This is a genomic window from Klebsiella spallanzanii (assembly GCF_902158555.1).
Taxonomy (GTDB): domain Bacteria; phylum Pseudomonadota; class Gammaproteobacteria; order Enterobacterales; family Enterobacteriaceae; genus Klebsiella; species Klebsiella spallanzanii.
The window spans coordinates 77,059-100,724 of the sequence record NZ_CABGGS010000012.1 but is presented as its reverse complement, the minus strand read 5'-3'; the positions used below and the strand labels follow the sequence as shown (position 1 = coordinate 100,724).

25 protein-coding genes are annotated in these 23,666 nt (G+C 51.2%); 15 read left to right on the top strand and 10 right to left on the bottom strand.

Annotated features, from left to right (window positions below; translation table 11 throughout):
* Window positions 1-38: 38 nt before the first annotated feature.
* The 11 genes from ilvD to FN082_RS11600 all read left to right on the top strand — a co-directional run bounded on the left by ilvD (window position 39) and on the right by FN082_RS11600 (window position 11,409).
* On the top strand, window positions 39-1,889 hold the full coding sequence (gene ilvD, locus FN082_RS11650) for a dihydroxy-acid dehydratase (protein WP_139537334.1): 1,851 nt from the start codon (window positions 39-41) through the stop codon (window positions 1,887-1,889).
* Between the two features lie 2 nt (window positions 1,890-1,891).
* Window positions 1,892-3,433 (top strand): threonine ammonia-lyase, biosynthetic, encoded by a 1,542-nt coding sequence (gene ilvA / locus FN082_RS11645; RefSeq protein WP_142465215.1) that lies wholly within the window; start codon window positions 1,892-1,894, stop codon window positions 3,431-3,433.
* A gap of 88 nt (window positions 3,434-3,521) precedes the next feature.
* Window positions 3,522-3,926, top strand: a complete 405-nt coding sequence (locus FN082_RS11640) for a hypothetical protein (protein WP_142981608.1) — start codon at window positions 3,522-3,524, stop codon at window positions 3,924-3,926.
* 345 nt (window positions 3,927-4,271) lie between these two features.
* A complete protein-coding gene (locus FN082_RS11635; RefSeq protein WP_142981607.1) occupies window positions 4,272-4,787 on the top strand; it encodes a PTS sugar transporter subunit IIA in 516 nt (171 codons plus the stop codon).
* A gap of 1 nt (window position 4,788) precedes the next feature.
* Window positions 4,789-5,067: a PTS sugar transporter subunit IIB gene (locus FN082_RS11630; RefSeq protein WP_142981606.1), complete on the top strand. Its 279-nt coding sequence runs from the start codon at window positions 4,789-4,791 to the stop codon at window positions 5,065-5,067.
* 45 nt (window positions 5,068-5,112) lie between these two features.
* A complete protein-coding gene (locus FN082_RS11625) occupies window positions 5,113-6,516 on the top strand; it encodes a PTS galactitol transporter subunit IIC (RefSeq protein ID WP_142981605.1) in 1,404 nt (467 codons plus the stop codon).
* A 68-nt stretch (window positions 6,517-6,584) separates the two neighbouring features.
* Window positions 6,585-8,648, top strand: coding sequence for a BglG family transcription antiterminator (locus FN082_RS11620; RefSeq protein WP_142981604.1), 2,064 nt, complete (start codon window positions 6,585-6,587; stop codon window positions 8,646-8,648).
* Between the two features lie 102 nt (window positions 8,649-8,750).
* The gene (locus FN082_RS11615; protein WP_142981603.1) at window positions 8,751-9,413 is read left to right on the top strand and encodes a class II aldolase/adducin family protein; all 663 of its coding nucleotides are present in this window, start codon (window positions 8,751-8,753) and stop codon (window positions 9,411-9,413) included.
* Window positions 9,414-9,464: 51 nt separating this feature from the next.
* Window positions 9,465-10,475 carry a dihydroxyacetone kinase subunit DhaK gene (locus FN082_RS11610; protein ID WP_142981602.1) on the top strand — a complete coding sequence of 337 codons (1,011 nt, stop codon included), beginning with the start codon at window positions 9,465-9,467 and terminating at the stop codon, window positions 10,473-10,475.
* A gap of 9 nt (window positions 10,476-10,484) precedes the next feature.
* The gene (locus FN082_RS11605; RefSeq protein WP_142981601.1) at window positions 10,485-11,126 is read left to right on the top strand and encodes a DAK2 domain-containing protein; all 642 of its coding nucleotides are present in this window, start codon (window positions 10,485-10,487) and stop codon (window positions 11,124-11,126) included.
* A 16-nt stretch (window positions 11,127-11,142) separates the two neighbouring features.
* Window positions 11,143-11,409 (top strand): HPr family phosphocarrier protein, encoded by a 267-nt coding sequence (locus FN082_RS11600; RefSeq protein ID WP_142981600.1) that lies wholly within the window; start codon window positions 11,143-11,145, stop codon window positions 11,407-11,409.
* A gap of 104 nt (window positions 11,410-11,513) precedes the next feature.
* Here the strand turns inward: FN082_RS11600 and dhaL are convergent, their stop codons facing one another.
* Window positions 11,514-12,143 (bottom strand): dihydroxyacetone kinase subunit DhaL, encoded by a 630-nt coding sequence (gene dhaL, locus FN082_RS11595; protein WP_142981599.1) that lies wholly within the window; start codon window positions 12,141-12,143, stop codon window positions 11,514-11,516.
* A gap of 1 nt (window position 12,144) precedes the next feature.
* Entirely contained in the window at window positions 12,145-13,149 is a 1,005-nt protein-coding gene (locus tag FN082_RS11590; protein ID WP_142981598.1) for a dihydroxyacetone kinase subunit DhaK, read from the bottom strand.
* A gap of 184 nt (window positions 13,150-13,333) precedes the next feature.
* Between FN082_RS11590 and FN082_RS11585 the strand changes: the two genes are divergently transcribed.
* A complete protein-coding gene (locus FN082_RS11585) occupies window positions 13,334-14,035 on the top strand; it encodes a DUF2461 domain-containing protein (protein ID WP_142462999.1) in 702 nt (233 codons plus the stop codon).
* A 3-nt stretch (window positions 14,036-14,038) separates the two neighbouring features.
* On the opposite strand, the gene ilvY is transcribed toward FN082_RS11585, so the two are convergent.
* Window positions 14,039-14,947 (bottom strand): HTH-type transcriptional activator IlvY, encoded by a 909-nt coding sequence (ilvY, locus tag FN082_RS11580; protein WP_139537336.1) that lies wholly within the window; start codon window positions 14,945-14,947, stop codon window positions 14,039-14,041.
* A gap of 150 nt (window positions 14,948-15,097) precedes the next feature.
* Between ilvY and ilvC the strand changes: the two genes are divergently transcribed.
* The 3 genes from ilvC to FN082_RS11565 all read left to right on the top strand — a co-directional run bounded on the left by ilvC (window position 15,098) and on the right by FN082_RS11565 (window position 17,567).
* Entirely contained in the window at window positions 15,098-16,573 is a 1,476-nt protein-coding gene (ilvC, locus tag FN082_RS11575) for a ketol-acid reductoisomerase (RefSeq protein WP_139537337.1), read from the top strand.
* 192 nt (window positions 16,574-16,765) lie between these two features.
* On the top strand, window positions 16,766-17,209 hold the full coding sequence (locus FN082_RS11570) for an RrF2 family transcriptional regulator (RefSeq protein ID WP_139537338.1): 444 nt from the start codon (window positions 16,766-16,768) through the stop codon (window positions 17,207-17,209).
* Entirely contained in the window at window positions 17,202-17,567 is a 366-nt protein-coding gene (locus FN082_RS11565) for a DUF1360 domain-containing protein (RefSeq protein ID WP_139537339.1), read from the top strand. The genes FN082_RS11570 and FN082_RS11565 overlap by 8 nt, the downstream gene beginning before the upstream one ends.
* 34 nt (window positions 17,568-17,601) lie before the next feature.
* On the opposite strand, the gene FN082_RS11560 is transcribed toward FN082_RS11565, so the two are convergent.
* From FN082_RS11560 to ppiC (FN082_RS11530), 7 genes are all read right to left on the bottom strand, one after another.
* A complete protein-coding gene (locus FN082_RS11560) occupies window positions 17,602-18,240 on the bottom strand; it encodes a GntR family transcriptional regulator (protein ID WP_000205685.1) in 639 nt (212 codons plus the stop codon).
* A 164-nt stretch (window positions 18,241-18,404) separates the two neighbouring features.
* Window positions 18,405-19,343 (bottom strand): sugar kinase, encoded by a 939-nt coding sequence (locus tag FN082_RS11555; protein ID WP_139537340.1) that lies wholly within the window; start codon window positions 19,341-19,343, stop codon window positions 18,405-18,407.
* Between the two features lie 66 nt (window positions 19,344-19,409).
* Window positions 19,410-20,066 (bottom strand): RraA family protein, encoded by a 657-nt coding sequence (locus tag FN082_RS11550; protein WP_112216114.1) that lies wholly within the window; start codon window positions 20,064-20,066, stop codon window positions 19,410-19,412.
* Between the two features lie 31 nt (window positions 20,067-20,097).
* On the bottom strand, window positions 20,098-21,057 hold the full coding sequence (locus tag FN082_RS11545; protein WP_139537341.1) for a C-terminal binding protein: 960 nt from the start codon (window positions 21,055-21,057) through the stop codon (window positions 20,098-20,100).
* Between the two features lie 114 nt (window positions 21,058-21,171).
* Window positions 21,172-22,557: an MFS transporter gene (locus tag FN082_RS11540; RefSeq protein ID WP_235891600.1), complete on the bottom strand. Its 1,386-nt coding sequence runs from the start codon at window positions 22,555-22,557 to the stop codon at window positions 21,172-21,174.
* A 357-nt stretch (window positions 22,558-22,914) separates the two neighbouring features.
* The gene (gene ppiC, locus FN082_RS11535; protein WP_004107616.1) at window positions 22,915-23,196 is read right to left on the bottom strand and encodes a peptidylprolyl isomerase PpiC; all 282 of its coding nucleotides are present in this window, start codon (window positions 23,194-23,196) and stop codon (window positions 22,915-22,917) included.
* Window positions 23,197-23,246: 50 nt separating this feature from the next.
* Entirely contained in the window at window positions 23,247-23,528 is a 282-nt protein-coding gene (gene ppiC, locus FN082_RS11530) for a peptidylprolyl isomerase PpiC (RefSeq protein WP_139537342.1), read from the bottom strand.
* Between the last annotated feature and the right edge of the window lie 138 nt (window positions 23,529-23,666).

Sequence of the window (23,666 nt, the reverse complement as noted above, 5' to 3'; positions counted from 1 at the left end):
CAACGCCCCATTTAACAGAAACTGGGAGTAACTAAAGCATGCCTAAGTACCGTTCCGCCACAACCACTCACGGCCGTAATATGGCGGGTGCCCGCGCGCTGTGGCGCGCAACTGGAATGACCGACGCCGACTTCGGTAAACCGATTATCGCCGTCGTTAACTCCTTCACCCAGTTCGTGCCGGGTCACGTGCATCTGCGCGATCTCGGGAAGCTGGTTGCCGAACAAATTGAAGCCGCTGGCGGCGTTGCCAAAGAATTCAACACCATTGCGGTGGACGATGGGATCGCCATGGGGCACGGGGGTATGCTTTATTCACTGCCATCCCGCGAACTGATCGCCGACTCGGTAGAGTATATGGTTAACGCTCACTGTGCCGATGCGATGGTCTGTATCTCCAACTGCGATAAAATCACTCCGGGGATGTTAATGGCGTCTCTGCGCCTGAATATTCCAGTGATTTTTGTTTCCGGCGGCCCGATGGAAGCCGGGAAAACCAAACTTTCCGATCAAATTATCAAGCTCGACCTGGTTGATGCGATGATTCAGGGCGCTGACCCGAAAGTCTCTGATGATCAGAGCAATCAGGTTGAACGTTCTGCCTGTCCGACCTGCGGCTCTTGCTCAGGGATGTTCACCGCGAACTCTATGAACTGCCTGACCGAAGCGCTGGGCCTGTCGCAGCCGGGTAACGGCTCGCTGCTGGCGACTCACGCCGACCGTAAGCAGCTGTTCCTCAATGCAGGTTCCCGCATCGTTGAGCTAACTAAACGTTACTACGAGCAGGATGACGACTCCGCGCTGCCGCGCAATATTGCCTGCAAATCAGCGTTCGAAAACGCCATGACGCTGGATATCGCCATGGGCGGTTCCACCAATACCGTACTGCACCTGCTGGCGGCGGCGCAGGAAGCGGAAATTGACTTCACCATGAGTGATATCGATAAGCTTTCCCGCAAAGTACCGCAGCTGTGTAAGGTTGCGCCAAGTACGCAGAAATATCATATGGAAGATGTTCACCGCGCGGGCGGCGTGTTGGGTATTTTAGGCGAGCTGGATCGTGCCGGGCTGTTGAACCGCGACGTGAAAAACGTGCTTGGTTTAACCCTGCCGCAGACGCTGGAGCAGTACGACATCACCGTCACGCAGGACGAAGCGGTGAAAAAGATGTTCCGCGCCGGGCCTGCGGGTATCCGTACGACTCAGGCCTTCTCTCAGGATTGTCGCTGGGATTCGCTGGATGACGATCGCGCTGAAGGCTGCATCCGTTCGCTGGAGCACGCTTACAGCAAGGACGGCGGCCTGGCAGTTCTGTACGGTAACTTCGCGGAAAATGGCTGTATCGTTAAAACCGCCGGCGTGGACGACAGCATCCTGAAATTTACCGGCCCGGCTAAGGTGTACGAAAGCCAGGATGCGGCTGTGGACGCGATCCTCGGTGGGAAGGTTGTCGCGGGTGACGTGGTGGTCATTCGTTATGAAGGGCCGAAAGGTGGGCCGGGCATGCAGGAAATGCTCTATCCGACCACTTTCCTGAAATCCATGGGGCTGGGTAAAGCCTGTGCGCTGATTACCGACGGTCGTTTCTCCGGCGGTACCTCCGGCCTCTCTATTGGCCACGTTTCTCCTGAAGCCGCCAGCGGCGGCAATATTGCGATCATTGAAGATGGCGACATGATTGCCATTGATATCCCAAATCGCGGTATTCAGCTGCAACTGAGCGATGCCGAAATTGCGGCGCGTCGTGAAGCTCAGGAAGCCCGCGGTGATAAAGCCTGGACGCCGAAAGATCGCGAACGTCAGGTTTCCTTTGCCCTCCGCGCCTACGCCAGCCTGGCAACCAGCGCCGACAAAGGCGCAGTGCGCGATAAATCGAAACTTGGGGGTTAATGATGGCCGAGTCACAACCCCTGTCCGCCGCCCCTGAGGGGGCGGAATACCTCAGAGCCGTACTGCGTGCACCGGTCTATGAAGCCGCGCAGATTACACCGCTGCAAAAAATGGAAAAGCTCTCGTCGCGTCTTGATAACGTGGTGCTGGTGAAGCGTGAAGACCGCCAGCCGGTGCATAGCTTTAAGCTGCGCGGCGCGTACGCGATGATGGCGGGGCTGACAGAAGAGCAGAAATCTCACGGCGTGATTACCGCTTCGGCGGGCAATCATGCCCAGGGCGTCGCTTTTTCAGCTTCTCGTCTGGGGGTGAAAGCGTTGATCGTTATGCCAACCGCAACAGCGGATATCAAAGTCGATGCCGTTCGCGGTTTTGGCGGCGAAGTGCTGTTGCACGGTGCTAACTTCGACGAAGCGAAAGCCAAAGCCATTGAGCTGGCGCAGCAGCAAGGATTCACCTGGGTACCGCCGTTCGATCATCCGATGGTGATCGCCGGGCAGGGTACGCTGGCGCTGGAGCTGCTACAGCAAGATGCCCATATTGACCGCGTGTTTGTGCCGGTCGGCGGCGGCGGTCTGGCTGCTGGCGTGGCGGTGCTGATTAAACAGCTGATGCCGCAGATCAAAGTCATTGCGGTTGAGGCTGAGGATTCCGCCTGCCTGAAAGCCGCGCTGGATGCGGGTCATCCGGTGGATTTACCCCGCGTCGGTTTATTTGCCGAAGGCGTGGCGGTTAAGCGCATCGGTGATGAAACCTTCCGTCTGTGCCAGGAGTATCTGGATGATATCGTCACCGTTGACAGTGATGCTATCTGTGCGGCGATGAAAGATCTGTTTGAAGACGTGCGAGCGGTGGCTGAGCCTTCCGGCGCGCTGGCGCTGGCGGGGATGAAAAAATATATCGCTCAGCACAATATTCGCGGCGAACGCCTGGCGCACGTGCTTTCCGGGGCGAACGTTAACTTCCACGGTCTGCGCTACGTTTCTGAACGCTGCGAGCTGGGCGAACAGCGTGAAGCGCTGCTGGCGGTAACCATTCCGGAAGAGAAGGGCAGTTTCCTTAAGTTCTGCCAACTGCTGGGCGGCCGTTCGGTCACCGAGTTTAATTACCGCTTCGCCGATGCGAAAAACGCCTGTATTTTTGTTGGTGTGCGTCTGAGCCGCGGACTGGAAGAACGTAAAGAAATCCTCAATCTGCTGCACGAGGGGGGTTATAGTGTGGTGGATCTCTCCGATGATGAAATGGCCAAGCTTCACGTGCGCTATATGGTCGGCGGGCGTCCATCGCAGCCATTGCAGGAGCGTTTGTTCAGCTTTGAGTTTCCGGAATCGCCCGGTGCCTTGCTGAAGTTCCTGCATACGCTGGGTACCCACTGGAACATCTCTCTGTTCCACTATCGCAGCCATGGTACCGACTATGGTCGCGTGCTGGCGGCATTCGAACTGGGCGATCACGAGCCTGATTTCGAAACCCGTCTGCATGAGCTGGGCTACGACTGTCATGACGAAAGTAATAATCCGGCATTCCGCTTCTTCCTCGCGTAGCGATTTGATCCCTCTTCCGTACTGGTAGGGGGAACATTTTAAGATGAGTTGAAATATCACTGATTAATCATATTCATGGATGATTTATATGAAATTATTCCCTTTGTTGTTCTCAGGTTTATTTTGTTTGCTGTGTTCAACTGCTAATTCTGAAGAGAACACACGAGAAAATATTATTTGCCAGGTAAAAGACAGGCCTGACGAAATGGTTTTCGTCAACGCCTGTGAATATAAAGATATGAGCTTGTTACAAGCATACTCGGTTTATCTTGCTGAGATGCTGTCTGATGCACAAAAAGATTTTATTCAAAACCCGCAGCCGGGCCAAAACAAGCATATCAACAATCTGGGTAATGCGATGTCAGTGGACTATAAATGGCAGGGAGTGAATGAATTAAGCATTGAGCAATTTTATGCTGGTGGAGAAACCCAAATAACGTTTAAGTATAATGGAAAAGATACATCCGTGATTACCTCCGCGTACCCGGATTAATATTCCTTGCTCAGTGTAGGATGAGCCGTTTCGCTGCATGAATACGGAGAAGCGGTGTAAGTAGATGCCTGGTGTCGCGATGCTACAGAATCATTATGTGATGGCATACCGACACTGGACGGTTTTCCCCTATTATTCTTTTCCCTTCTCCCTTAATGTAACACACTTCATACTATTGTTGTTTTCAGACCTCCAGGATAGAAATGTGATGTGATTCATAATAAAAAGCTCACCATGTTGCGCCAGCCCTGGCTCATCTTTTGGGGGCAATACTTGTCGTCCGGCTACTGATTCTGAATTAACATTGTCTGTAGTTAATTCTTAGTGGTTAAAGAGGATATTCGGATGAGAACGGATATAATTGATGCCCCGAATGAAAATGCGCAAGGATGTGAATATTTTTTGCCCCAGCTCACGTTTCTGGATAAGCATTATAATAACTCCACGGATTTTTTTTCTTCCATATTTTTACTGTTGAAAGAGAAAGGTTACGTCCGGGACTCTTTTCTTGAAGCGATTATTGCCCGTGAGCAAGCCTACCCTACGGGTTTACCTACGATACCGGTGGCGATAGCGCTCCCTCATACTGATCCTCAGCATGTGATTTGTCCCTTTATCTCCGTCACGCGACTGTCACAACCTATTGCCTGGCATGAGATGGGTAATGATGACAACACGCTGTACGTTCATTTTATTGTTTTACTTGGTTTTGTTGATCATAGCAGTCACTTAACTGCGCTACAAAAGCTGATGGATTGTCTTGCGGATGAAGAAGTTGTTCAGGCACTACGTGAAATAGAAGATGTAGATACTTTTCTCTGTACCCTCACATCAAGACTGCAATTGGATAAGGATTTATAAGATGAAAAAAGTCATTGTTGCCTGTGGAAGCGGCGTTGCTACTTCACAAACCGTTGCCAGTAAAGTTTCTCGTTTATTAAATGAACGAAATCAATTACACATAAAAGTTGAAGTTATCGATTTGAAATCCCTCGATAGCCATATTAAAGATAGTGCTGCTTATATCGCCATTACTAAAGTTGATAAGCAATACCCTATTCCCGTAATTAACGGTATTGCGTTTTTGACCGGTATGGGTATGGAACAGGAGTTACAAAAGGTCATTGATGCCTGTAAATAAGGCGTAGCTCTTTAATCCGTATAATTATTTTAGTGGAGAAGTGCTATGGACTTTCTTGGTGTAATCATAAATTACATTCTGAATTTAGGCGCGCCAGTTTTTGTGCCCTTTATTATGTTACTTGCCGGACTGGTAGTACGGATGAAATTCCGCGATGCGGCATCAGCGGCCATCACGCTGGGTGTTGCGTTTGTTGGTATGAGTATGCTGATAGGTTTTATGGTTGATGCTATCGGTATTGCCGCCCAGACCATGATGAAACGTACTGGACTTGAGCTCAGCATTGTCGATGGTGGTTGGACTACAATGGCGAATATTTCGTGGGCCTGGCCCTACGCGTTCGCCATGTTTCCGCTTCAGGTTGGCGTGAACATTGTGATGTTGATGCTCAATAAAACCAACACGTTTAACGCGGATCTCTGGAACGTCTGGGGGAAAATCTTTACTGCGTTTATTGTGGTGAGCGTCACCACCCCATTGTTTGGCCCCGCCTGGAGCTTGGCCCTGGCGTTCCTCATCGCCGCCTTCCAGATCATTATGGAACTGAATGCAGGAGATATTCACCAATACCGTATTGAGAAACTGACAGGGATCCCCGGTGTGACTTGTACGCATCGTATGGTGTTCTTCGGTGCGATTTACTACCCGTTCGATCTGCTGCTGCGCAAAATACCTGTTTGCAATAAACCGATGGATGCTACTGCCCTACGAGCCAAGGTTGGCGTGTTTGCTGAAAACCACATCATCGGCTTTATTCTGGGAATTTTGTTCGGGATTATTGCAGGTTATAGCGTGGCAAAAACGTTAATGTTAGGCGTACAAGCATCGACGGCGCTGGTCCTGTTTCCGATGATTTCCAAACTCTTTATGCAAGCGCTGTCGCCCATCTCTGAAGCGATTAGCGATTATATGAACAAGAAATTTTCAGGACGTAAGCTGTTTGTTGGCATCGACTGGCCGTTTATGGGCGGTGCCAGTGAAATCTGGTTTGCCATCATCGTGGCCATTCCGTTCACGCTGCTGTGGGCGCTAATCCTGCCGGGTAATAAGATTCTACCGTTCGCGGGGATCATCAACATTGCATTGATCGTCCCCGCATACCTGGTTACGCGCGGTCATACCCTACGCATGGTGATCCTGAGTATTATCGGCGTGCCGTTTTTCCTGTTTGTGGGAACGCAGTTTGCGCCGATGATTACCGAACTTGGGCTGGCAACTAAAGCGATAACCATCCCAGCAGGTCAGCTGATTTCAAATAGCTCAATTGATGCACCGGTCTTTACCTACGCATTCTCCTTCCTGTTTAAATTCCTGGAAGGCAGCTTTATCCCTCTGCTATTTGCTGCCTGGTGGGCATGCGGCTACTTCTTCTATTCTCGTGAACTACGCCGCGAAAGTGCTTTGGCTCAGCAAGAAGCAGAACATCCGGAGCAGGTGCAACAAGCGTAACGCAGGAAACCACGTTTATTTCTGGCGGCTGGTTTCGTCGCCAGATTTTTCTTCGCAGGAGAGTTGGCATGGCTATGGATAAACGCGTTGTCGAAGTTCTGGATGCCATTGTGAATGACCCCAGCATTACAGGAACGAAGCTTGAAGAACAGTTTTGCCTGACGCGTAAGCAACTGAGCTATACGCTGAAAAAGGTGAATGATTATCTGGAGTCAAACCACTTTGATCGTATTAATCGCCTGAAGACGGGGAAATTACATATCCCACGACACGTGATTGAGTATTTTCGCCAGAATCAGACCTCTGAGACCGAACACCGCTATCTGTTTTCAGAAGAAGAGCGGGGGCAGATGATAATCTTCATGCTGCTAACGCGCAGTGAAAGATTGTCGCTGCTGCACCTCTCGTCGTCGCTAGGGGTAAGCCAGAACACAATCATCAATGATCTGAAAAAAGTGCGTATAGAGGTTATCGATCATGGACTGGAGATTAGCTACGATCGGGGAAATGGCTACCATATTCTTGGCGAGGAGCTGGAGAAGCGCTATTTGCTGCTGAACTGTTTGCGTCGGGTGCTGGAAATTCCGGTAGCAAAAAATGTTATCGCCCAATATAACAATGTGATGAGTGAGTATCTGGAAAAAGTCGGCAACGTTTTTAGTGAAATAGAAAAACGCTTTAAAATTCAATTTACAGATCGTCAGCTCCAGGAGCTTATTTATTTCATCTGCTTTGTTCTGCACCGTATTGAATCGGGCAAAAACCTGGTCCATATTCCGAGCAGCTATGCCGATATTAGCCGAAGCAGAGCGTTTACTCTGATGCAAAGCGTTATCAGTAAAATCAATATCAATAGTGAAAATGAACTGATTTTCCTGACGGCACTAATCCAGAGCTCAAATATTCAGAGTATTGCGGATAAATATTTTCATCTGGACACCATTTTACTTGAAAGCGTTGTTGCGGTTGTTGATGGCTTTGAAAAAATAAGTTGCGTGACAATTAAAGAGAAAAATGAGCTGATTGAAAAAATTTATCAGCACTGGAAACCTGCGTATTATCGCATCCGCTATCATCTACCCAACACCAGCAGCGCCTACGATCTGGTGGTGAAAGAATTTAGCCACCTGCATGAAATGGTACGCAGGGCATCGGTACCGTTTGAGACGCTTTTGCACTGTGAAATTCCTGACGAAGAGATGGCGTTTCTGACGGTGCTGTTTGGCGGTTGGCTGACGCGTGAAGGTGTTATTCATCAAATTAATCTGCAGAAAACGGCGGTTGTGGTATGCGAAAACAGCGCTACGATTTCAACCTACCTGTTCCTGACCCTACAGGTACTGTTTCCGGAGCTGCATTTCACACAGATGCTTTCTCGTCGTGAGTTTGAGCGTTACACCGGTCATTATGATGTTGTTTTTTCTACCACTCATCTGAATACCAGCAAGATGGTATTTGTGGTGAACCCATCCATTAGCAGTATCCATAAAAGCGCTTTCCGTAATCATGTGCTCAGCGCCTTGCAAGGCGTAGATCCGAATATTATTCAGATTGAACAACTGCTGCTTATTTTTGAGCGTTTTGGCAACATCGTCGATCATAAAGGGCTACAGCGAGCGCTTGCCAGTTATATTTATGCTGAAAGCAGCGCAGCGAGTTCGGTTGGCAGTTTTGAACTGCCAACGCCATCATTGACCGATCTGCTTAGCCGCGCACACGTTCAGTTTGCTGCTGAACTGCCTGACTCATGGCAGTTAGCGATTACCCAGGCGTCGGCGTCGCTGCTGCACACAGGCATTATCGAGCCGCGCTACGTACAGATTATGCTTAATAAAATTGCTGAAGAGCAGCCCTATATTATGCTGGCTGATGGCGTCATTATTGCCCATGCGGGCGTCGACGATGGGGCGCTGGAAACCGGTATGGCGCTGTTACGCCTGCCGTACAAGATTGCCTTCGCCGATTATATGCAGGCCGATGTTATTATCGTCCTGGCAACCCATAATCCGCAAAAACACTTAAAGGCTTTGGCCCAATTAAATGAATTTCTCGAATTTTATGATGGTGGGAATGTTATTCGTCGAGCACAAGATGAATATACCTTAATAAAAGAAATTTCTTGCCACCATTAATCAGTAACTGAACTCCGTTGCAGCTAATACGCTGCAACGTTATTCACGACAATACCTGTCGCGATAGCGCACGCCCTTACCACCGTATACAGGATAAATATTATGCTAGAGATCCAGAAAAAACATGTTGTTGAAATGGCCAGAACCGCGCAACAGTGGGAGTTATGTAAACACAAAGCGGGTAACTCCAGCGTACGAGATAAAGATACCGGACTTATTCTGGTAACCCCGACAACTATTGATAAAATGCATTTAACGCCAAGGGATATTGTCGTTATGGACGTTGAGGCTAATGTGATTGAAAGTGAAGCAGGCTTGCGCCCGACCAGCGAATGCCTGATGCATATTGAGATTTATAAGGCGCGTCCGGATGTTTTCGCTATCTCTCATACCCACTCCCTTTACGCTACGTCGTTTGCCGTACTGAATAAGCCGATTCCTGCAGTGGTATACGAGTGCGCCATCCTTAATCTGAAAGACGGGGTGATCCCGGTCGCACCATATGGCCGTCCGGGAACGACCGCGCTGTCGAATAGCGTCATCGAGCCTATCAAACGCGCGGATGCCATCCTGATGGAAAAACATGGTGCTATCGGTGTGGATAAAGACCCGTATGAAGCGGTGCTGAAATCCGCCTATCTTGAAGAAATGGCTCAGATTTACTATCACGCGCTGATGATTAACGGCGGTAAAGAACCAGAATCTTTTGCGTCGGAAGAGTTACAGCGTTGGGAATATCCTTCGCAGATTAAGTTTGTCCGCTAATCGACCTTTCGTACCCCGTCCGTCCAGGTGGGGCATTCATGGAGAGAAAGCATGAAGAAGTTTATCAATCAGGCGGAGGATTTTATCCCGGAGATGCTGGAAGGTATTTACCTGGCGCACCCCGATCGCTTCCGCTTCGTTAATGACGATCTGCACTGTTTAGTCACCGCGCGTCCGGTGCCGGGAAAGGTCGGTATTGTGACCGGTGGGGGTTCCGGACACCTGCCGCTGTTTCTGGGTTATGTCGGTAAGGGGATGCTGGATGGCTGTGCGATCGGTGATGTTTTTCAGTCGCCATCCCCTGAGCAAATCCTTGCCGTCACGCAGGAAGTAGACGATGGAGCGGGCGTGCTTTATCTGTACGGTAACTACAACGGCGATATTTTCAATTTTGATATGGCTGCGGAAATGGCTGATATGGAGAGCGATATTCGCACCTGTACGGTGGTGGCTGCCGATGATTCCGCTGGTGCGGCCTCGAGTGATGGTGTCACTACGCGACGCGGCGTAGCGGGTATTTTTTTCGTCTACAAATGCGCCGGTGCGGCGGCGGCCAGAATGGATGATCTCGATACCGTGCGGCGCATTGCGCAAAAAGCAGGTGATAGTGTACGCACGCTTGGCGTGGCGCTGTCGCCGTGCATTGTACCGCGCATCGGCAAGCCAGGTTTTCATATTGGCGACAATGAGATGGAAATTGGCATGGGTATTCACGGTGAAAGTGGGATCCGCCGTGGCCCACGGCTGAATGCTGAACCGATCGCTGAAGAGATGATGTCCTGGCTGCTGGCGGACTCTCCCTGTCAGCAAGGGGACGAGGTGGCAGTACTGATAAACGGACTCGGGGCAACGCCGCTGGAAGAGCTGTATCTGATGTATCGTCACGTGAATCAGATTCTGGCCGAGAGCAACATTCGAGTTTTCCGCGTGTGGGTAGGTGAATTCGCTACGGCAATGGAGATGACCGGAGTGTCCATCAGCCTGATGCCAGTAGATGAGGAACTCAAAGCGCTGCTTAATGCGGGTGCCGATACGCCAATGTTCCGCCAGTTTCCCGCCTAAGGAGATGTTATGACGTGGGATGCAAAAGAACTGTGCCTGCTTTTTGCCGAGTGGGCACGTGTGATGCTGGGCAATAAGCAGACGCTGACCGAGCTGGATAGTGTTGTGGGGGATGGCGATCTGGGGCTAACTATGAGCGACGGTTTTGCAGCGGCTGCTGCCTATGCTCAGCGCAGCAACGAACGCGATCTAGGACGGTTTTTTTATATGGCGGGCAAGGCGATGTCTTCGGCGGTGCCGTCCACCATGGGGACGCTCATGGCTTCCGGGCTAATGCAGGCCGGTAAAGCGTTTAAGGCGCAGGAAACGATGGTTCCGGCAGATATGGGCGCATTTTTCCAGGCCTGGTATGACGGTGTACAGCAGCGTGGTAAAGCGCTGCCGGGTGAAAAAACGTTTCTTGATGGTATGGCGCCGGCGCTGGTCGCTCTAAAAACCACAGTTGCTCCGCTGGAGCAAGCCCGGGAGGCGTTGTTACAGGCACAACAGGGCGTACAGCAAACTACCAACATGGTGGCAAAGCATGGACGAGCGGCGATTCACGGCGAGCGTTCGCGGACGTTGGTCGATCCTGGTGCGATGGTCGCTCAGCTTCTTATTCAGGGTTATTTTAATTTTATTCAGGCTATTTGCCCGGCGGACGGGCAGTGAGAAAGGAACCGCTATTATGTTGAAAGAAGTTGTGAGAATCAGCAATCAACACGGTATTCACGCCCGTCCTGCTGGTGTTCTGGCTAAAGCCTGTGCGCAGTATCAATCGCGGATCGAGATGATCTACAACGGGAAAATTATCAAGGGAAAGAGTATCATGAGCATTCTCGGAGCAGGGATCAAAGGCAAGGGATCGCTGGAGATCATCTGTAGCGGTAGCGATGAACAAGAGGCGATGGCGAAGCTGAAAGTGCTGTTTGCCGAAGGCTTTGGTTTTGATTAGAGGGCATCGTCCCTGGATGAGGCGCGTTAGCGCTGGCTCCAGGGGTATTTGATGCTAAATGCCATAAAACCCGGCTTTTTGTTGCCGGGTTTTTGTCGTTCGGGCTAGGTACGGTTAGCGAAATCATCCATAAACTGTAGTATCAGCGCCATCGACACCGCCCCTGGATCGCAATGGCCAATAGCCCTTTCGCCGAGGTTTTTCGCGCGGCCAAAGCGGGCGACCATCGTGCTGGTTCCTTCTGCACCCCTCATTGCCGCCTGCGCGCAGTACGTTAGCGCTTTCGCTAAAGGCAGCGCGGTATTCGTTTTGGCCTGTTCGGCGGCGGCGGCTAGCGCATCGACCATGGTTTTGTCTCCCGGCTCCGCGCCGCCGCGTTGGTGGATGGCCTGCATACCCACTGCCAGCCACTCGGCGAGTGTTGCTGTATTAAACTCTGAATGGCCAGCCAGCTCTTTACCGCCAGCGCGAAATAGCGTGCCAAAGATAGCCCCGGAAGCACCGCCCATACTGGTCATCAGGCGAGTACCGCTTTGTAACAGGCAGTCGCCAACATCAGCAGAGGAAAATCCCGGTGCGCTCAGCAGATTTTTCAATGCGCTAAAACCACGTTTAATACCGATACCGTGATCGCCATCGCCGATGACCTGATCGAGCGCGGTCAGGCGCGATTCGCTGGCGATCATCCCTTCAGCGACGTACAGCAGACAGGCGGTGAACTGTGTGGTATCCATCTTATTTTCTCCAGCCGAAGGTGTTGATGGGATAGTTGTACAGACGCTGCATTTCTTCATCCAGGCGCAGCATGCTCAGCGAAAATCCGGACATCTCTAATGAGGTGCAGAAATGGCCAACCTGCACATCGAAGGTGGCGATACCGCGAGCTTCCAGCGAGAGTCCGACTTTGCGAGTGACCACCATTAGTTCTGTATTACTCAGTGCACCCAGATTGTTGATACACACGCAGACTGTATCGCCCTGGCCGAAAGGCAGATCGGCACATAGGCGCTCGATCATCATTTCAACCAGCTCATCGGTATGCGGTAGCGGAATGCGGCACAGCCCCGGCTCGCCGTGAATACCAATTCCCAACTCAATTTCATTATCTGCCAGCGTGAAGTTAAAGGCATCGGACTGCGGCAACGCACAGCCGCTCAGCGCTACGCCGATAGTGCGGATATTACGATTAGCCTTTTGCGCCAGCGCTTCCAGCGCGGGCAGCGCGTAATGTTCAAACTGTGCCGCAGCGCCTGACAGCTTATACAAAAATGCCAGGCCGCCTACGCCACGGCGGTCGGTGAACCTTTCCAGCGGTGCAGAAGCAATATCATCGGTAGCGCGTACGGTGCGGCACTCAATGCCTTCTTCAGCAAGGATTTCTGCAGCAATGTCGAAATTCATGCCGTCGCCGGAATAGTTTCCATAGAGGAACAGCACGCCATTACCCTGGTGAACTGCTCGGCTAGCTTCGATTATCTGATCGGGTGAAGGGGAAGTGAACACTTCACCCAGCGCGCAGGCATCAATGCCGCCTTCACCGACGAAACCGGCAAAGGTTGGCTCATGGCCGCTGCCTCCACCGCTGACAATCACGGTTTGTGCGCTAGATTCCATCGAGCGGTAGACTGCACAGTATTCCGGCAGAGCATTAATTTTTCCCTGGCCGGCATACACCAGCCCCTCAATGATTTCACTGCGAATATTATCGGTATTATTGAAGATCTTTTTGGGTTTCAGCATCGTCACTCCCTCTCGTAAGGTACTGTTTCTTTAGTGATGATTTTACCCGCAGCACCCGTTTAGACCTGGCACCTTCGATACCAATTAATCTCCAGGGCAAGGGGCATTATTTCAGGTTGCGCTTCGCCGGATTTCTGGATAGTTATAAAAGGGGATTCATAACATTGTTAAGTGAGACAAGCAGATGGCGGGACGCTTTCAGGGCTTTGCACAAGAAGGGCTTAATTTTCTGCAGCAGGTATGTATCGAGAACGATAAAACCTGGTTTGAAGAGCACCGTTTTATTTATGATCGCAGCATACTCACGCCGTTTCGCGCGCTGGTGGATGATTTAGCACCCGCGATGCTGGAGATCGACCCACAGCTAGAGACCCGCTCCGCTATCGGCAAAACCTTGTCGCGCATTCATCGCGATACCCGCTTTTCACACGATAAATCCCTTTATCGCAGCCGGATGTGGCTGACCTTTAAGCGTTCAGCTAAAAACTGGACGGATGCCCCGGCGTATTTCTTTGAAATCAGTCCGGATACGCTGCGTTACGGGCTGGGCTACTACAGCGCCAGTAAACCGACGATGGATCTGTTTCGCCACACGTTGAAACGGCGTCCGGAGCAGTTTCTGGAAGTTGCTAGCTGCTGTCGGGCACCGTTTGAACTGGTGGGGGAGAGCTATAAGCGGCCGTTGGTCAAAGACCTCGAACCGACTATTTCAGACTGGTATCACCGTAAATCTTTTGCGGCGATGGCGACGGATAACGACGTGGAAAAACTCTTCCACGCCGATCTGGTCACGCTGCTGGCGGATGGATTCCGTCAACTGGAGCCGCTGTATCAATGGTTAATGACGGTAGAAACGATGAAGCAAATTGACCCGGCTGATCTATAGCGTTCACTTGCCTTCTTCGATTTTTCTTTCCAGAACGATTCTCCAGAACGCGTCAACCAACGGCTCATGTAGCCGTTTTTTTTGCACGCAGACGCCCAGTTCAAAAGGCGTTTTCTCATCGCTGCGCTCCAGAATCATCACGCGGTTACGTACCGGTTCCGGGCTATTCTCCAGCACGACTTCCGGAATCAGGGCCACGCCGCAGCCGAGTGCCACCATCGACACCATCGCCTCATGCCCGCCTACGGTGGCATAAATTGACGGGTTGCTGATTTTATTGCGCCGAAACCAGAGTTCGATGCGGCGACGTACCGGACCCTGGTCGGCCATGATAAACGGTACCGTTGACCAGTCTGGTTTTTCAACCGAAATCTGATTGCGTACCGGGCAAGGTAAGGCCGGTGCTATCAACACCACCGCCAGATTCTCCAGCATGGAAAACGCCACCGCGCCGGGTAGCGTTTCTGGCTTACCGGCAATCGCCAGATCGGCTTCACCCGTCACCACTTTCTCCATCGCATCAGCGGCATCGCCAGTGGTGAGCTTAATTTCTACTGAAGGATGTTCGGCACGAAAACGGTCGAGAATGGGCGGAAGATGGCTATAGGCGGCGGTCACCGAGCAGAAAATATGTAGCTCACCCGACAGAGACGGTCCTTGCTGATCGATGGTGTGGCGTAATTGCTGATACTGCAACAGCGTCTGCTGAGCAAAGGTTCGCAGCTCTTCACCCGCTTCGGTGAGCGTTACCGTGCGGTTATCGCGCACAAACAACGGCTGCCCGAGGTCTTCTTCGAGGCGCTGAATTTGCCGGGATAGCGTCGAAGGACTCACGTGCATCGCCCGCGCGCTGCGGCCAAAATGGCGGCTTTCCGCCAGATGCAGAAAAGTTTTCAGATCGCGTAAATCCACAGGACGCACTCCACGATTTTACATTGCAGAAATTGCAACGTGATGTTGTGAATATATCAATTTCCGCAATAAATTTCCTGTCATATAGTAAGTTCATTCTCGCAAAAGCGAACCGAACAATAAGACAGTACAACATCACGAGGTATCACCATGGCTAACTACTTTAATACACTGAACCTGCGCCAGCAGCTGGCGCAGCTGGGCAAATGTCGCTTTATGGGTCGCGACGAATTCGCCGATGGCGCAAGCTACCTTCAGGGTAAAAAAGTGGTCATCGTCGGCTGTGGCGCGCAGGGCCTGAACCAGGGCCTGAACATGCGCGACTCCGGTCTGGATATCTCCTACGCACTGCGTAAAGAAGCGATTGCTGAAAAGCGCGCTTCATGGCGTAAAGCGACCGAAAACGGCTTCAAAGTGGGGACCTACGAAGAACTGATCCCGCAGGCTGACCTGGTGGTTAACCTGACTCCGGACAAACAGCACTCTGACGTTGTACGTTCCGTACAGCCGCTGATGAAAGACGGCGCGGCGCTGGGCTATTCACACGGCTTCAACATCGTGGAAGTCGGCGAGCAGATCCGTAAAGACATCACCGTCGTTATGGTGGCGCCGAAGTGTCCGGGTACCGAAGTGCGCGAAGAGTACAAACGTGGTTTCGGCGTACCGACCCTGATCGCGGTTCACCCGGAAAACGATCCGAAAGGCGAAGGTATGGCCATTGCGAAAGCCTGGGCTGCGGCCACCGGCGGCCATCGCGCGGGCGTTCTGGAATCCTCCTTCGTTGCGGAAGTGAAATCTGACCTGATGGGCGAGCAGACTATCCTGTGCGGTATGCTGCAGGCTGGCTCTCTGCTGTGCTTCGACAAGCTGGTGGCGGAAGGTACCGATCCGGCTTACGCAGAAAAACTGATTCAGTTCGGCTGGGAAACTATCACCGAAGCGCTGAAGCAGGGCGGCATCACCCTGATGATGGACCGCCTGTCTAACCCGGCTAAGCTGCGTGCTTACGCGCTGTCTGAACAGTTGAAAGAGATCATGGCGCCGCTGTTCCAGAAACACATGGATGACATCATCTCCGGCGAGTTCTCTTCCGGCATGATGGCTGACTGGGCCAACGACGATAAGAAACTGCTGACCTGGCGTGAAGAGACCGGTAAAACCGCATTCGAAACCGCACCGCAGTTTGAAGGTAAAATCGGCGAGCAGGAGTACTTCGATAAAGGCGTTCTGATGATCGCGATGGTGAAAGCGGGCGTTGAGCTGGCATTCGAAACCATGGTTGATTCCGGCATCATCGAAGAATCTGCTTACTACGAATCACTGCACGAGCTGCCGCTGATCGCCAACACCATCGCCCGTAAGCGTCTTTACGAAATGAACGTGGTTATCTCTGATACCGCAGAATACGGTAACTACCTGTTCTCTTACGCTTGCGTACCGCTGCTGAAAGAGTTCATGACCACTCTGCAGACCGGCGACCTGGGCAAAGCGATTGCCGAAGGCGCTGTCGACAACGCTCAGCTGCGCGACGTGAACGAAGCTGTTCGCAGCCACGCTATCGAGCAGGTTGGTAAGAAACTGCGCGGCTACATGACCGACATGAAACGCATTGCCGTCGCTGGCTAATAAAACCTCGTTATCATCCGGCCCGGTTAGCGCCTCGCTACCGGGCCGTTTTTTTATCTGCGTTTGACGGGATCTCTGAATCCACACTCTCATCATATAAATTCATCTGGTTATCATGTAGATAGCTTTTATTTGTACAGATTATCCTTTCTGGGATTGCTCACGCCTATCTTATGTAATATTGTAAGTTACATGAAAACAAACAACTCATTCTCCGCAACGCTGCACATCTTGCTTCACCTGGAGCAGATGGATAAGCCTCTGACGTCGGAACAGATGGCCGCTTTTATTGACGGCAATCCGGCGTTCATCCGCAAATTGCTTGCCGGGCTCAGGGAAAAAAATATCGTCTGCGCGACTAAGGGGCACCACGGCGGCTGGCGCCTGTGTCGGCCGGTCAGCGAGATCACACTTTACGACATCTACATGGCGCTCGGCGAACCGGCGCTGTTTGCGCTGGGTAACCGCAGTGAAAACCCGCAGTGCCTGGTGGAGCAGGGGGTAAACCGGGTGATGTCAGAGACGCTCGCCGATGCGCAGACGCTGATTCTCGATCGCTTTAAGCGTCTGACGTTGCATGACATCGGCAGTGAATTTATCAGCTACTTTAACGACAAAGGCCATGACCATGATTGAAACCTTAACCACCTGCCTGATGATTGCGATGGCGGCGAGCAGTATTTCGATGACGGTGACGCAGACGGAGTTGTTTGCTGCGTTTCGTGAATGGACGGCGAAAAAGAACGCGCTGATGGGGCATCTATTTCACTGCTTCTACTGCCTGAGCCACTGGGTAGTGTTTGGCGGGATGGCGGTATATCGCCCGGCGCTGCTGAACAGCGGCTTTGCGCTGATTGACTGGGCAATGACGGCGTTTATCGTTATTACCATCACCACGCTGATTAACGGCCTGATGTTTAAAGTTTTCCAGGCTGCCGTCAGCACACATGTGATGAAACACGAAGCGCAGAAGCTTCTCCAGCCGCATAAATAAGGTAATACCGCGTTCAGTTAATCTGTTCGCGGTGTTAGCCGAATTGCCCCCAATAGGCCCCTTTTTCTGGAAGAATATGTTCCTGCAGCGCCTGGAGCGCTTTTTCGGCATCCGCATCCTGGATAGCCTGAATGATTGCGACATGCTGTTGATGGGAGCGGTGCATATGTTCGTCATTACTGCCAAGATAATTGCGGATTGTCGCCATCTGCGCGGAAATAAGCACGTAGGATTGCTGTAAATAGGCATTGCCGCAATAGGTGAATAAAGCCTCGTGGAACAGATTATCGAGGCGAATATATTCATGCGTGGAATTATTTTCCAGACAAAACGTCATGTGGTCGAGATAGGAAGATAATGCTTGTACCAGCTGGCGCTGATTGCGATGCAGGGATAGCCTCAGCGCTTTTGCCTCAACAAAATAACGAAACTCCAGCAGCCCGTTAAACTCAATATCGCTCAGGTTAAAAACAAAGGTCCCGCTTTTCGGGCGGATATGTACCAGCCCCTCGCTTTGCAAACGTCTCAAGGCGTCGCGTACCGGCGCTTTAGTGGAAGATAAACGAGTTGCCAGCGCTGATTCTGATATTTTGCAGCCCATCGGTAATGTGCCGTTGATGATCATATCTCTGATACGACGATAAATAACGTCTTTGAGTAAGTCCGTTGTCATATTGATTGAAAATTCCGGCATGTTAACTCGGTGAGCGGCCATTTGCGGCCAGCAATAGAGGTGACTGTATAACAGATTTGTGGGAATGGGAAAATGATATATGGCAACAAGTTGCCGCTGGCGCACCGTGAGAAAATGTGCCGCGCTGGCAGGCGCGGCGGAGATTACTGTGATTGAGTTTGCTGGATTAATACTTCAACTTGTGGCTGGCGAGGAATAGGCGCGACGGCACCATAACCGGTTGTTGTCAGCGCGGCGGCGGCGTTGGCGTAGCACAGCGCATCTTCCGGCGAATCGCCTTTGATAATGCGATAAAGAAACGCGCCCGAGAAGCAGTCTCCGGCCCCGGTCGCGTCGACGGTGGCGACTTTATGGCCTGAGTAGATGACCCGCCGGTTCTCATTGGCGAACATCGCGCCTTCCGCGCCCATTTTTAACACCACATTTTTTGCCCCGAGCTGCAGATAGAAATCCGTAATTTCATCTGCGTGATGCTTGCCGGTTAGCAGACGGGCCTCGTCGAGGCTAGGCATGCAGTAATCTACGTGGCGTATGGTTTCATGAATGATGGCGCGGGCGCGGGCTAGCGGCCACAGTTTGAGCCGCAGATTGGTGTCGAAGGAAATCAGCGTTTGGTGCTTTTGGCACAGTTCAATGGCGTGAAAAAGCGCATCGCTGACGTTATTGCCAATGGCGTGCGTGATGGCTGAACTGTGAAATAAGCGCGCGGCGGCAATGGCGGACTCATTGATATCATCGACAGTCATCGTTGAGGCCGCAGAGCCTTTACGATAAAAAGTAAAGTGGTGACCTTGTTCATTGTGCGAAATAAAATAGATCCCCGTCGGGGCCGTTTTATGCGCGTAAACCCATTGATGATCGACCTTTTCTTCATCCCATAATGCGCGGAAATTCTGCCCAAATACGTCATCGCCGAGTTGGGTTAACATGGCAACTTTAGCGCCTTGCCGCGCCGCGCTAATGGCGAAATTCGACGTATCACCGCCAAATCCGCTGAGGTAATGCTGCTCAGAATGCTCCGTGGGAAGCTGATTGAATTCGAAAAGGGGTTCACCAAATGAAAGAATATCGAACTGCTTCATTGCGTTCTCCATGTGATAGTGTCCAGGCTCGCCATCAGCCGGTTTGGCTGATGGCGTCTGGGTTAATTAGATTCGGCCGTATTTCGCCAGGCCTTCACGCAGAGAACCGGACTGAATAATCAGTTTGGCCTGTTCCAGCTCGCGGCTATCAATGGATTGCGCCAGCGCTAAGACTTCGGCAGCGACCGCCTGCGGTACGCACACCACGCCGTCGATATCCCCGACAATCAAATCCCCCGGATTCACCGTGACATCGCCGATGGTGACGGGCTGGTTGGCTGAAATGGTCTTGAAGCGACCAAGCGTAGTGCCTGGGGTTACGGTCTTGGCGTAAACCGGGAAATCGTAATCGCGACGGATCTCCGCCAGGTCACGGACGCCGCCGTTCAACACTGCAGCTTCATGTTTATTGGCAACAGCCCCGGCGGTCATTAGCCCGCCCCAGACGGCAACGGTTTCCAGCGACGGGTTGCCGGTAATGACGATGACCGAACCGCTGGCGGATTCGTCAATGGCGTCCAGCGCATGCTGCGGTGGCAGTTTTTCGTCGGTGACGTCTTCATAAATGGTGACGGCCGGGCCAACGATTTTCTTGTCGTTGATGCGGTTTTTGATTTCAAAAGGCAGGAACATCGTTTTGCCCAGGATCTGATCGCAGGCGTCAGCGACAGAAGCGGTCGAAAAAATAGCGCGAAAACCGTCGATAATATCTTTGCTGTACATAACACTTCCTCTCTTTATAGCGAATGCGAATTTATGGATTAACCCAATTAAGCGGATGCTCGCCTTCAAACGCCCGACGCACTTCATGCGCGGCTTTACTTTGCAGCTCGACTACCGACTCTTCGGTAAACCAGGCGGTGTGGTCCGTGCATAAGGTGTTCTCCATTTGCAGTAATGGGCTTTTTGCACTGAGGGGTTCGGATTCAAAAACGTCGAGTCCGGCGGCGAAAATACGTTGTTGTAGCAGGGCGTTGATCAGCGCCTGCTCATCGATAAGCCCGCCGCGCGAGGTATTGACCAGTACGGCGCTGGGCTTCATTTTGGCCAGTTCGGCTTCACCGATAAGGTGATGGGTGTCCGGGGTTAACGGAGCGTGAAGGGAGACGAAGTCTGCTTCACGGCACAGCGTATCAAGGCTGACTCGCGTCACGCCGGCCTGTAAAGCCTGCTCATCGGTAAGCAGCGGATCGACTACCAGGATGCGCTTAAAACCGATCCCTGATGCTTTTTGCACAAAGCAGCGGGAGATTCGGCCAAAGCCGACGACGCCGAGAATTTTTCCTGCCAGGCGGAACATGGGTTCGCGCTGGCCAATTCCCCACTGACCATCGCGAACATCACGGTTGCGAGTGGCGATGCGGCGCGTTGCGGCCAGGAGCAGCGCCAGAGCGTGCTCAGCAACATCTTCCGAGCCGTAGTCCGGTACGTTAGCGACGTAAATGCCTTTTTCCCTGGCGGCCTGGCTATCGATATTGTCTACGCCGACGCCGTAGCGCACGATAACGCGGCACTGTTGCATCGCTTCAATCATAGGGCGACTGACGGTTGCTTCGCGGACCATGATGGCGTCAGCATTGCTTACCTGGCGCAGCTTCTCTTCCAGCGAGGCGTTTGCTGGAACAACAACAAACTGCGGATCCCAATTCTGTAAAATACTTTCTTCTGCAGAATAATTTAAATATCCGGGCTCAATAACAACTATCTTCTTCATAATATCTACCGCTCTTAATTATAAAATTAAGTGTTTTAATTTCTACGGCTGTAGTTCGCCGCATCCTGAAGGCAGGATGTGAAATTAATGAGTATTTTTTTTGGCTTTATATCATCACAGCGTAACGGGTTTGGCGTCCTTGATGGCAATATTCTTTAACCAGCGAATAATTAAGATTGTGACGATCCCACCGATCAGCATAACCGCGCTTAAATATAGCATTGGTGCTGAGTCGCTTTTTTCTAAGTCACGTACAAGGGGAATAGTATTTTGCGCGAAAAATCCACCCAGATTTGCCAGTGAGTTAATAATAGCAATGCCTGCTGCCGCCGTTGCGCCTGAAAGGAATTTCGTTAGATTCCAGAAGCAGGGTTGAATTGCAAATACTGATAATACAACGCCGCAAATACAGATGAAGCTAATAACCGGCTGGGCGAATGTCCAGACCGAGAGCAGCAGACATATTGCGGCAGTAAACATAGGTAATGCGACATTAATATAAGGGTTCTCGGTACGTTCTGGCTTACTGGTTATCCAGCGTAGCATGATGATAACCATCGCCCATGGGATCATATTGACCAGGCCATTCATCATATCCGAAGCGCCGAAGGTTTTAACGATAGTCGGCATCCAGTAGCTGATACCGTAGGCGCCAAAGCAGATGAATCCGTATACCAGCGCGAGGGCCAGAACGCGCCAGTCGGTCAGCGACTTACCCAGGCTATTGACCGATTTGTCGGTGTTGGCATCCTGTTCGGCCGCCAGTTTTTTAATCAGCCAGCGTTTTTCTTCTTCGTTCAAGAAGCGAGCCTGTTCCGGACCTTGCGGAAACCACAGCAGCACCGGGGCAATCAGCAGAAGTGCAAGCACGCCAGTCGCCAGGAATAGCCACTGCCATCCTTCCAGCCCCATAAAGCCGTGCATGCTAAGCAGCGAGCCGTTAATTGGAGCGCCAATCATATTTGCCACCATGCTGGCGGTGACTAAAAAGCCGACAATGCGTGGGCGATATTTTAAAGGAAACCATTTAGTGGAATAATAAATTAACCCAGGATAAAAGCTGGCTTCGGCAATACCAAGAATAAAACGTAAAGCATAAAACGTTGACATTTTTTCGGTCCACGCCAGCGCCATAGTAATAACCCCCCATGACAATAGGCTAATAGTGAACCAGCGTTTAGCACCTACCTTCGATAAAATTAAATTTCCGGGAACGCTAAAAACTAAATAACCGATGAAAAAAAGTGATGCGCCGAGGCCAAAAGCCGCTTCACTCCAGCCCAGGCTATCTACCATTTGTAATTTAGCAAAGCTGATATTCTGACGATCTATATACGCCACGATGTACATCAATACCATCAGTGGAACAAGTTTCCTGGTCGTTTTTGTTACGATGATTTTTTCTAAATCATTTTTTGCATCCAGGGACTGTTGTTGTATTGAATGACTCATAACACGTGTTTCCTGAATAAAGTCATAAGGTCTGGCGCACGTCCTCACACCATGGCACGGAGACGTGATTTTGTCTGCATAGAGACGCCGTTGTTTTAGTCAGTTGAGATATTACCGTCAAACTGACATGTCACAAAGATATCACTCATTTTTTATGTGGCGACAAGATACGTAGAAAATTGCAGTTTTGATCACAATTAATAGCGATAATAGTGCTATTTAGTGTGATGTTCATCACTAAAAAATAGGCTAAATAATCTGTTTTGACATGTCAGATTTGCGGGTTGTGAATGCAATGTAGCCCACTGTTGCGTTACACGGCGACATTAATCATAAGAGAAGGGAGGTTTTTTGCATAACTAACATGTCAGATTGCGGCCCTTTGTTGGAAAAGGGCCAGCCTGATTACTTGCGGTACAGTACTTTGATGATGTGATAACCGAACTGGGTGTGCAGCGGGCCGGTTGGCTCCAGCTCCGGGCAGGAGAACACGACTTTATCAAACGCCGGTACCATCTGGCCCTGGCGGAATTCACCTAAATCGCCGCCGCGTTTTCCTGACGGGCAGATAGAGTGCTTTTTCGCCAGTTTACCGAAATCGGCGCCGTTTTTAATTTGCTCAAGAAGATCCAGTGCCAGCTTCTCTTCTTTAACCAGAATATGCAGTGCTGCTGCCGTTTTTGCCATGATTGTGCCTTGATTAAATGGGATGAATCAGCGCGCAATAGTAGCATGGGCTAGCGGCGATACAGCACCTTAATGATATGGTAGCCGAACTTGGTTTTGACCGGTCCGTAAGGCTTCAGCAGCGGGCAGCTAAAGACCGCTTTATCAAATGGCCCAACCATGACACCTTGATTAAATTCCCCAAGATCGCCACCGTTGCGGCCAGATGGACACTTTGAATAGCGCTTTGCCAGATGATCGAAGCTCACGCCACGCGCCAGTTTGGTGAGGATCTCTTGCGCCAGCTTCTCTTCTTTTACCAGGATATGCAGGGCTGCTGCGCTCTTTGCCATTATTTTGTTCTCACGTCTCAAAGATGTCCCGTTACTTTACCACCCACCTTAGCCGCGGACATATACTCTTCGCCATCGCGGGACAGATGTCTCGCCTGATGTATGGAAGCGGGAGATGGGCGACATTTTTATCCGCCG

What these genes read in the sequence shown, in the direction of transcription:
- ilvD (WP_139537334.1), top strand. Translation starts at nt 39, where the DNA reads ATGCCTAAGTACCGTTCCGCCACAACCACTCACGGCCGTAATATGGCG.
- ilvA (WP_142465215.1), top strand. Translation starts at nt 1,892, where the DNA reads ATGGCCGAGTCACAACCCCTGTCCGCCGCCCCTGAGGGGGCGGAATAC.
- FN082_RS11640 (WP_142981608.1), top strand. Translation starts at nt 3,522, where the DNA reads ATGAAATTATTCCCTTTGTTGTTCTCAGGTTTATTTTGTTTGCTGTGT.
- FN082_RS11635 (WP_142981607.1), top strand. Translation starts at nt 4,272, where the DNA reads ATGAGAACGGATATAATTGATGCCCCGAATGAAAATGCGCAAGGATGT.
- FN082_RS11630 (WP_142981606.1), top strand. Translation starts at nt 4,789, where the DNA reads ATGAAAAAAGTCATTGTTGCCTGTGGAAGCGGCGTTGCTACTTCACAA.
- FN082_RS11625 (WP_142981605.1), top strand. Translation starts at nt 5,113, where the DNA reads ATGGACTTTCTTGGTGTAATCATAAATTACATTCTGAATTTAGGCGCG.
- FN082_RS11620 (WP_142981604.1), top strand. Translation starts at nt 6,585, where the DNA reads ATGGCTATGGATAAACGCGTTGTCGAAGTTCTGGATGCCATTGTGAAT.
- FN082_RS11615 (WP_142981603.1), top strand. Translation starts at nt 8,751, where the DNA reads ATGCTAGAGATCCAGAAAAAACATGTTGTTGAAATGGCCAGAACCGCG.
- FN082_RS11610 (WP_142981602.1), top strand. Translation starts at nt 9,465, where the DNA reads ATGAAGAAGTTTATCAATCAGGCGGAGGATTTTATCCCGGAGATGCTG.
- FN082_RS11605 (WP_142981601.1), top strand. Translation starts at nt 10,485, where the DNA reads ATGACGTGGGATGCAAAAGAACTGTGCCTGCTTTTTGCCGAGTGGGCA.
- FN082_RS11600 (WP_142981600.1), top strand. Translation starts at nt 11,143, where the DNA reads ATGTTGAAAGAAGTTGTGAGAATCAGCAATCAACACGGTATTCACGCC.
- dhaL (WP_142981599.1), bottom strand. Translation starts at nt 12,143, where the DNA reads ATGGATACCACACAGTTCACCGCCTGTCTGCTGTACGTCGCTGAAGGG.
- FN082_RS11590 (WP_142981598.1), bottom strand. Translation starts at nt 13,149, where the DNA reads ATGCTGAAACCCAAAAAGATCTTCAATAATACCGATAATATTCGCAGT.
- FN082_RS11585 (WP_142462999.1), top strand. Translation starts at nt 13,334, where the DNA reads ATGGCGGGACGCTTTCAGGGCTTTGCACAAGAAGGGCTTAATTTTCTG.
- ilvC (WP_139537337.1), top strand. Translation starts at nt 15,098, where the DNA reads ATGGCTAACTACTTTAATACACTGAACCTGCGCCAGCAGCTGGCGCAG.
- FN082_RS11570 (WP_139537338.1), top strand. Translation starts at nt 16,766, where the DNA reads ATGAAAACAAACAACTCATTCTCCGCAACGCTGCACATCTTGCTTCAC.
- FN082_RS11565 (WP_139537339.1), top strand. Translation starts at nt 17,202, where the DNA reads ATGATTGAAACCTTAACCACCTGCCTGATGATTGCGATGGCGGCGAGC.
- FN082_RS11560 (WP_000205685.1), bottom strand. Translation starts at nt 18,240, where the DNA reads ATGACAACGGACTTACTCAAAGACGTTATTTATCGTCGTATCAGAGAT.
- FN082_RS11555 (WP_139537340.1), bottom strand. Translation starts at nt 19,343, where the DNA reads ATGAAGCAGTTCGATATTCTTTCATTTGGTGAACCCCTTTTCGAATTC.
- FN082_RS11550 (WP_112216114.1), bottom strand. Translation starts at nt 20,066, where the DNA reads ATGTACAGCAAAGATATTATCGACGGTTTTCGCGCTATTTTTTCGACC.
- FN082_RS11545 (WP_139537341.1), bottom strand. Translation starts at nt 21,057, where the DNA reads ATGAAGAAGATAGTTGTTATTGAGCCCGGATATTTAAATTATTCTGCA.
- ppiC (WP_004107616.1), bottom strand. Translation starts at nt 23,196, where the DNA reads ATGGCAAAAACGGCAGCAGCACTGCATATTCTGGTTAAAGAAGAGAAG.
- ppiC (WP_139537342.1), bottom strand. Translation starts at nt 23,528, where the DNA reads ATGGCAAAGAGCGCAGCAGCCCTGCATATCCTGGTAAAAGAAGAGAAG.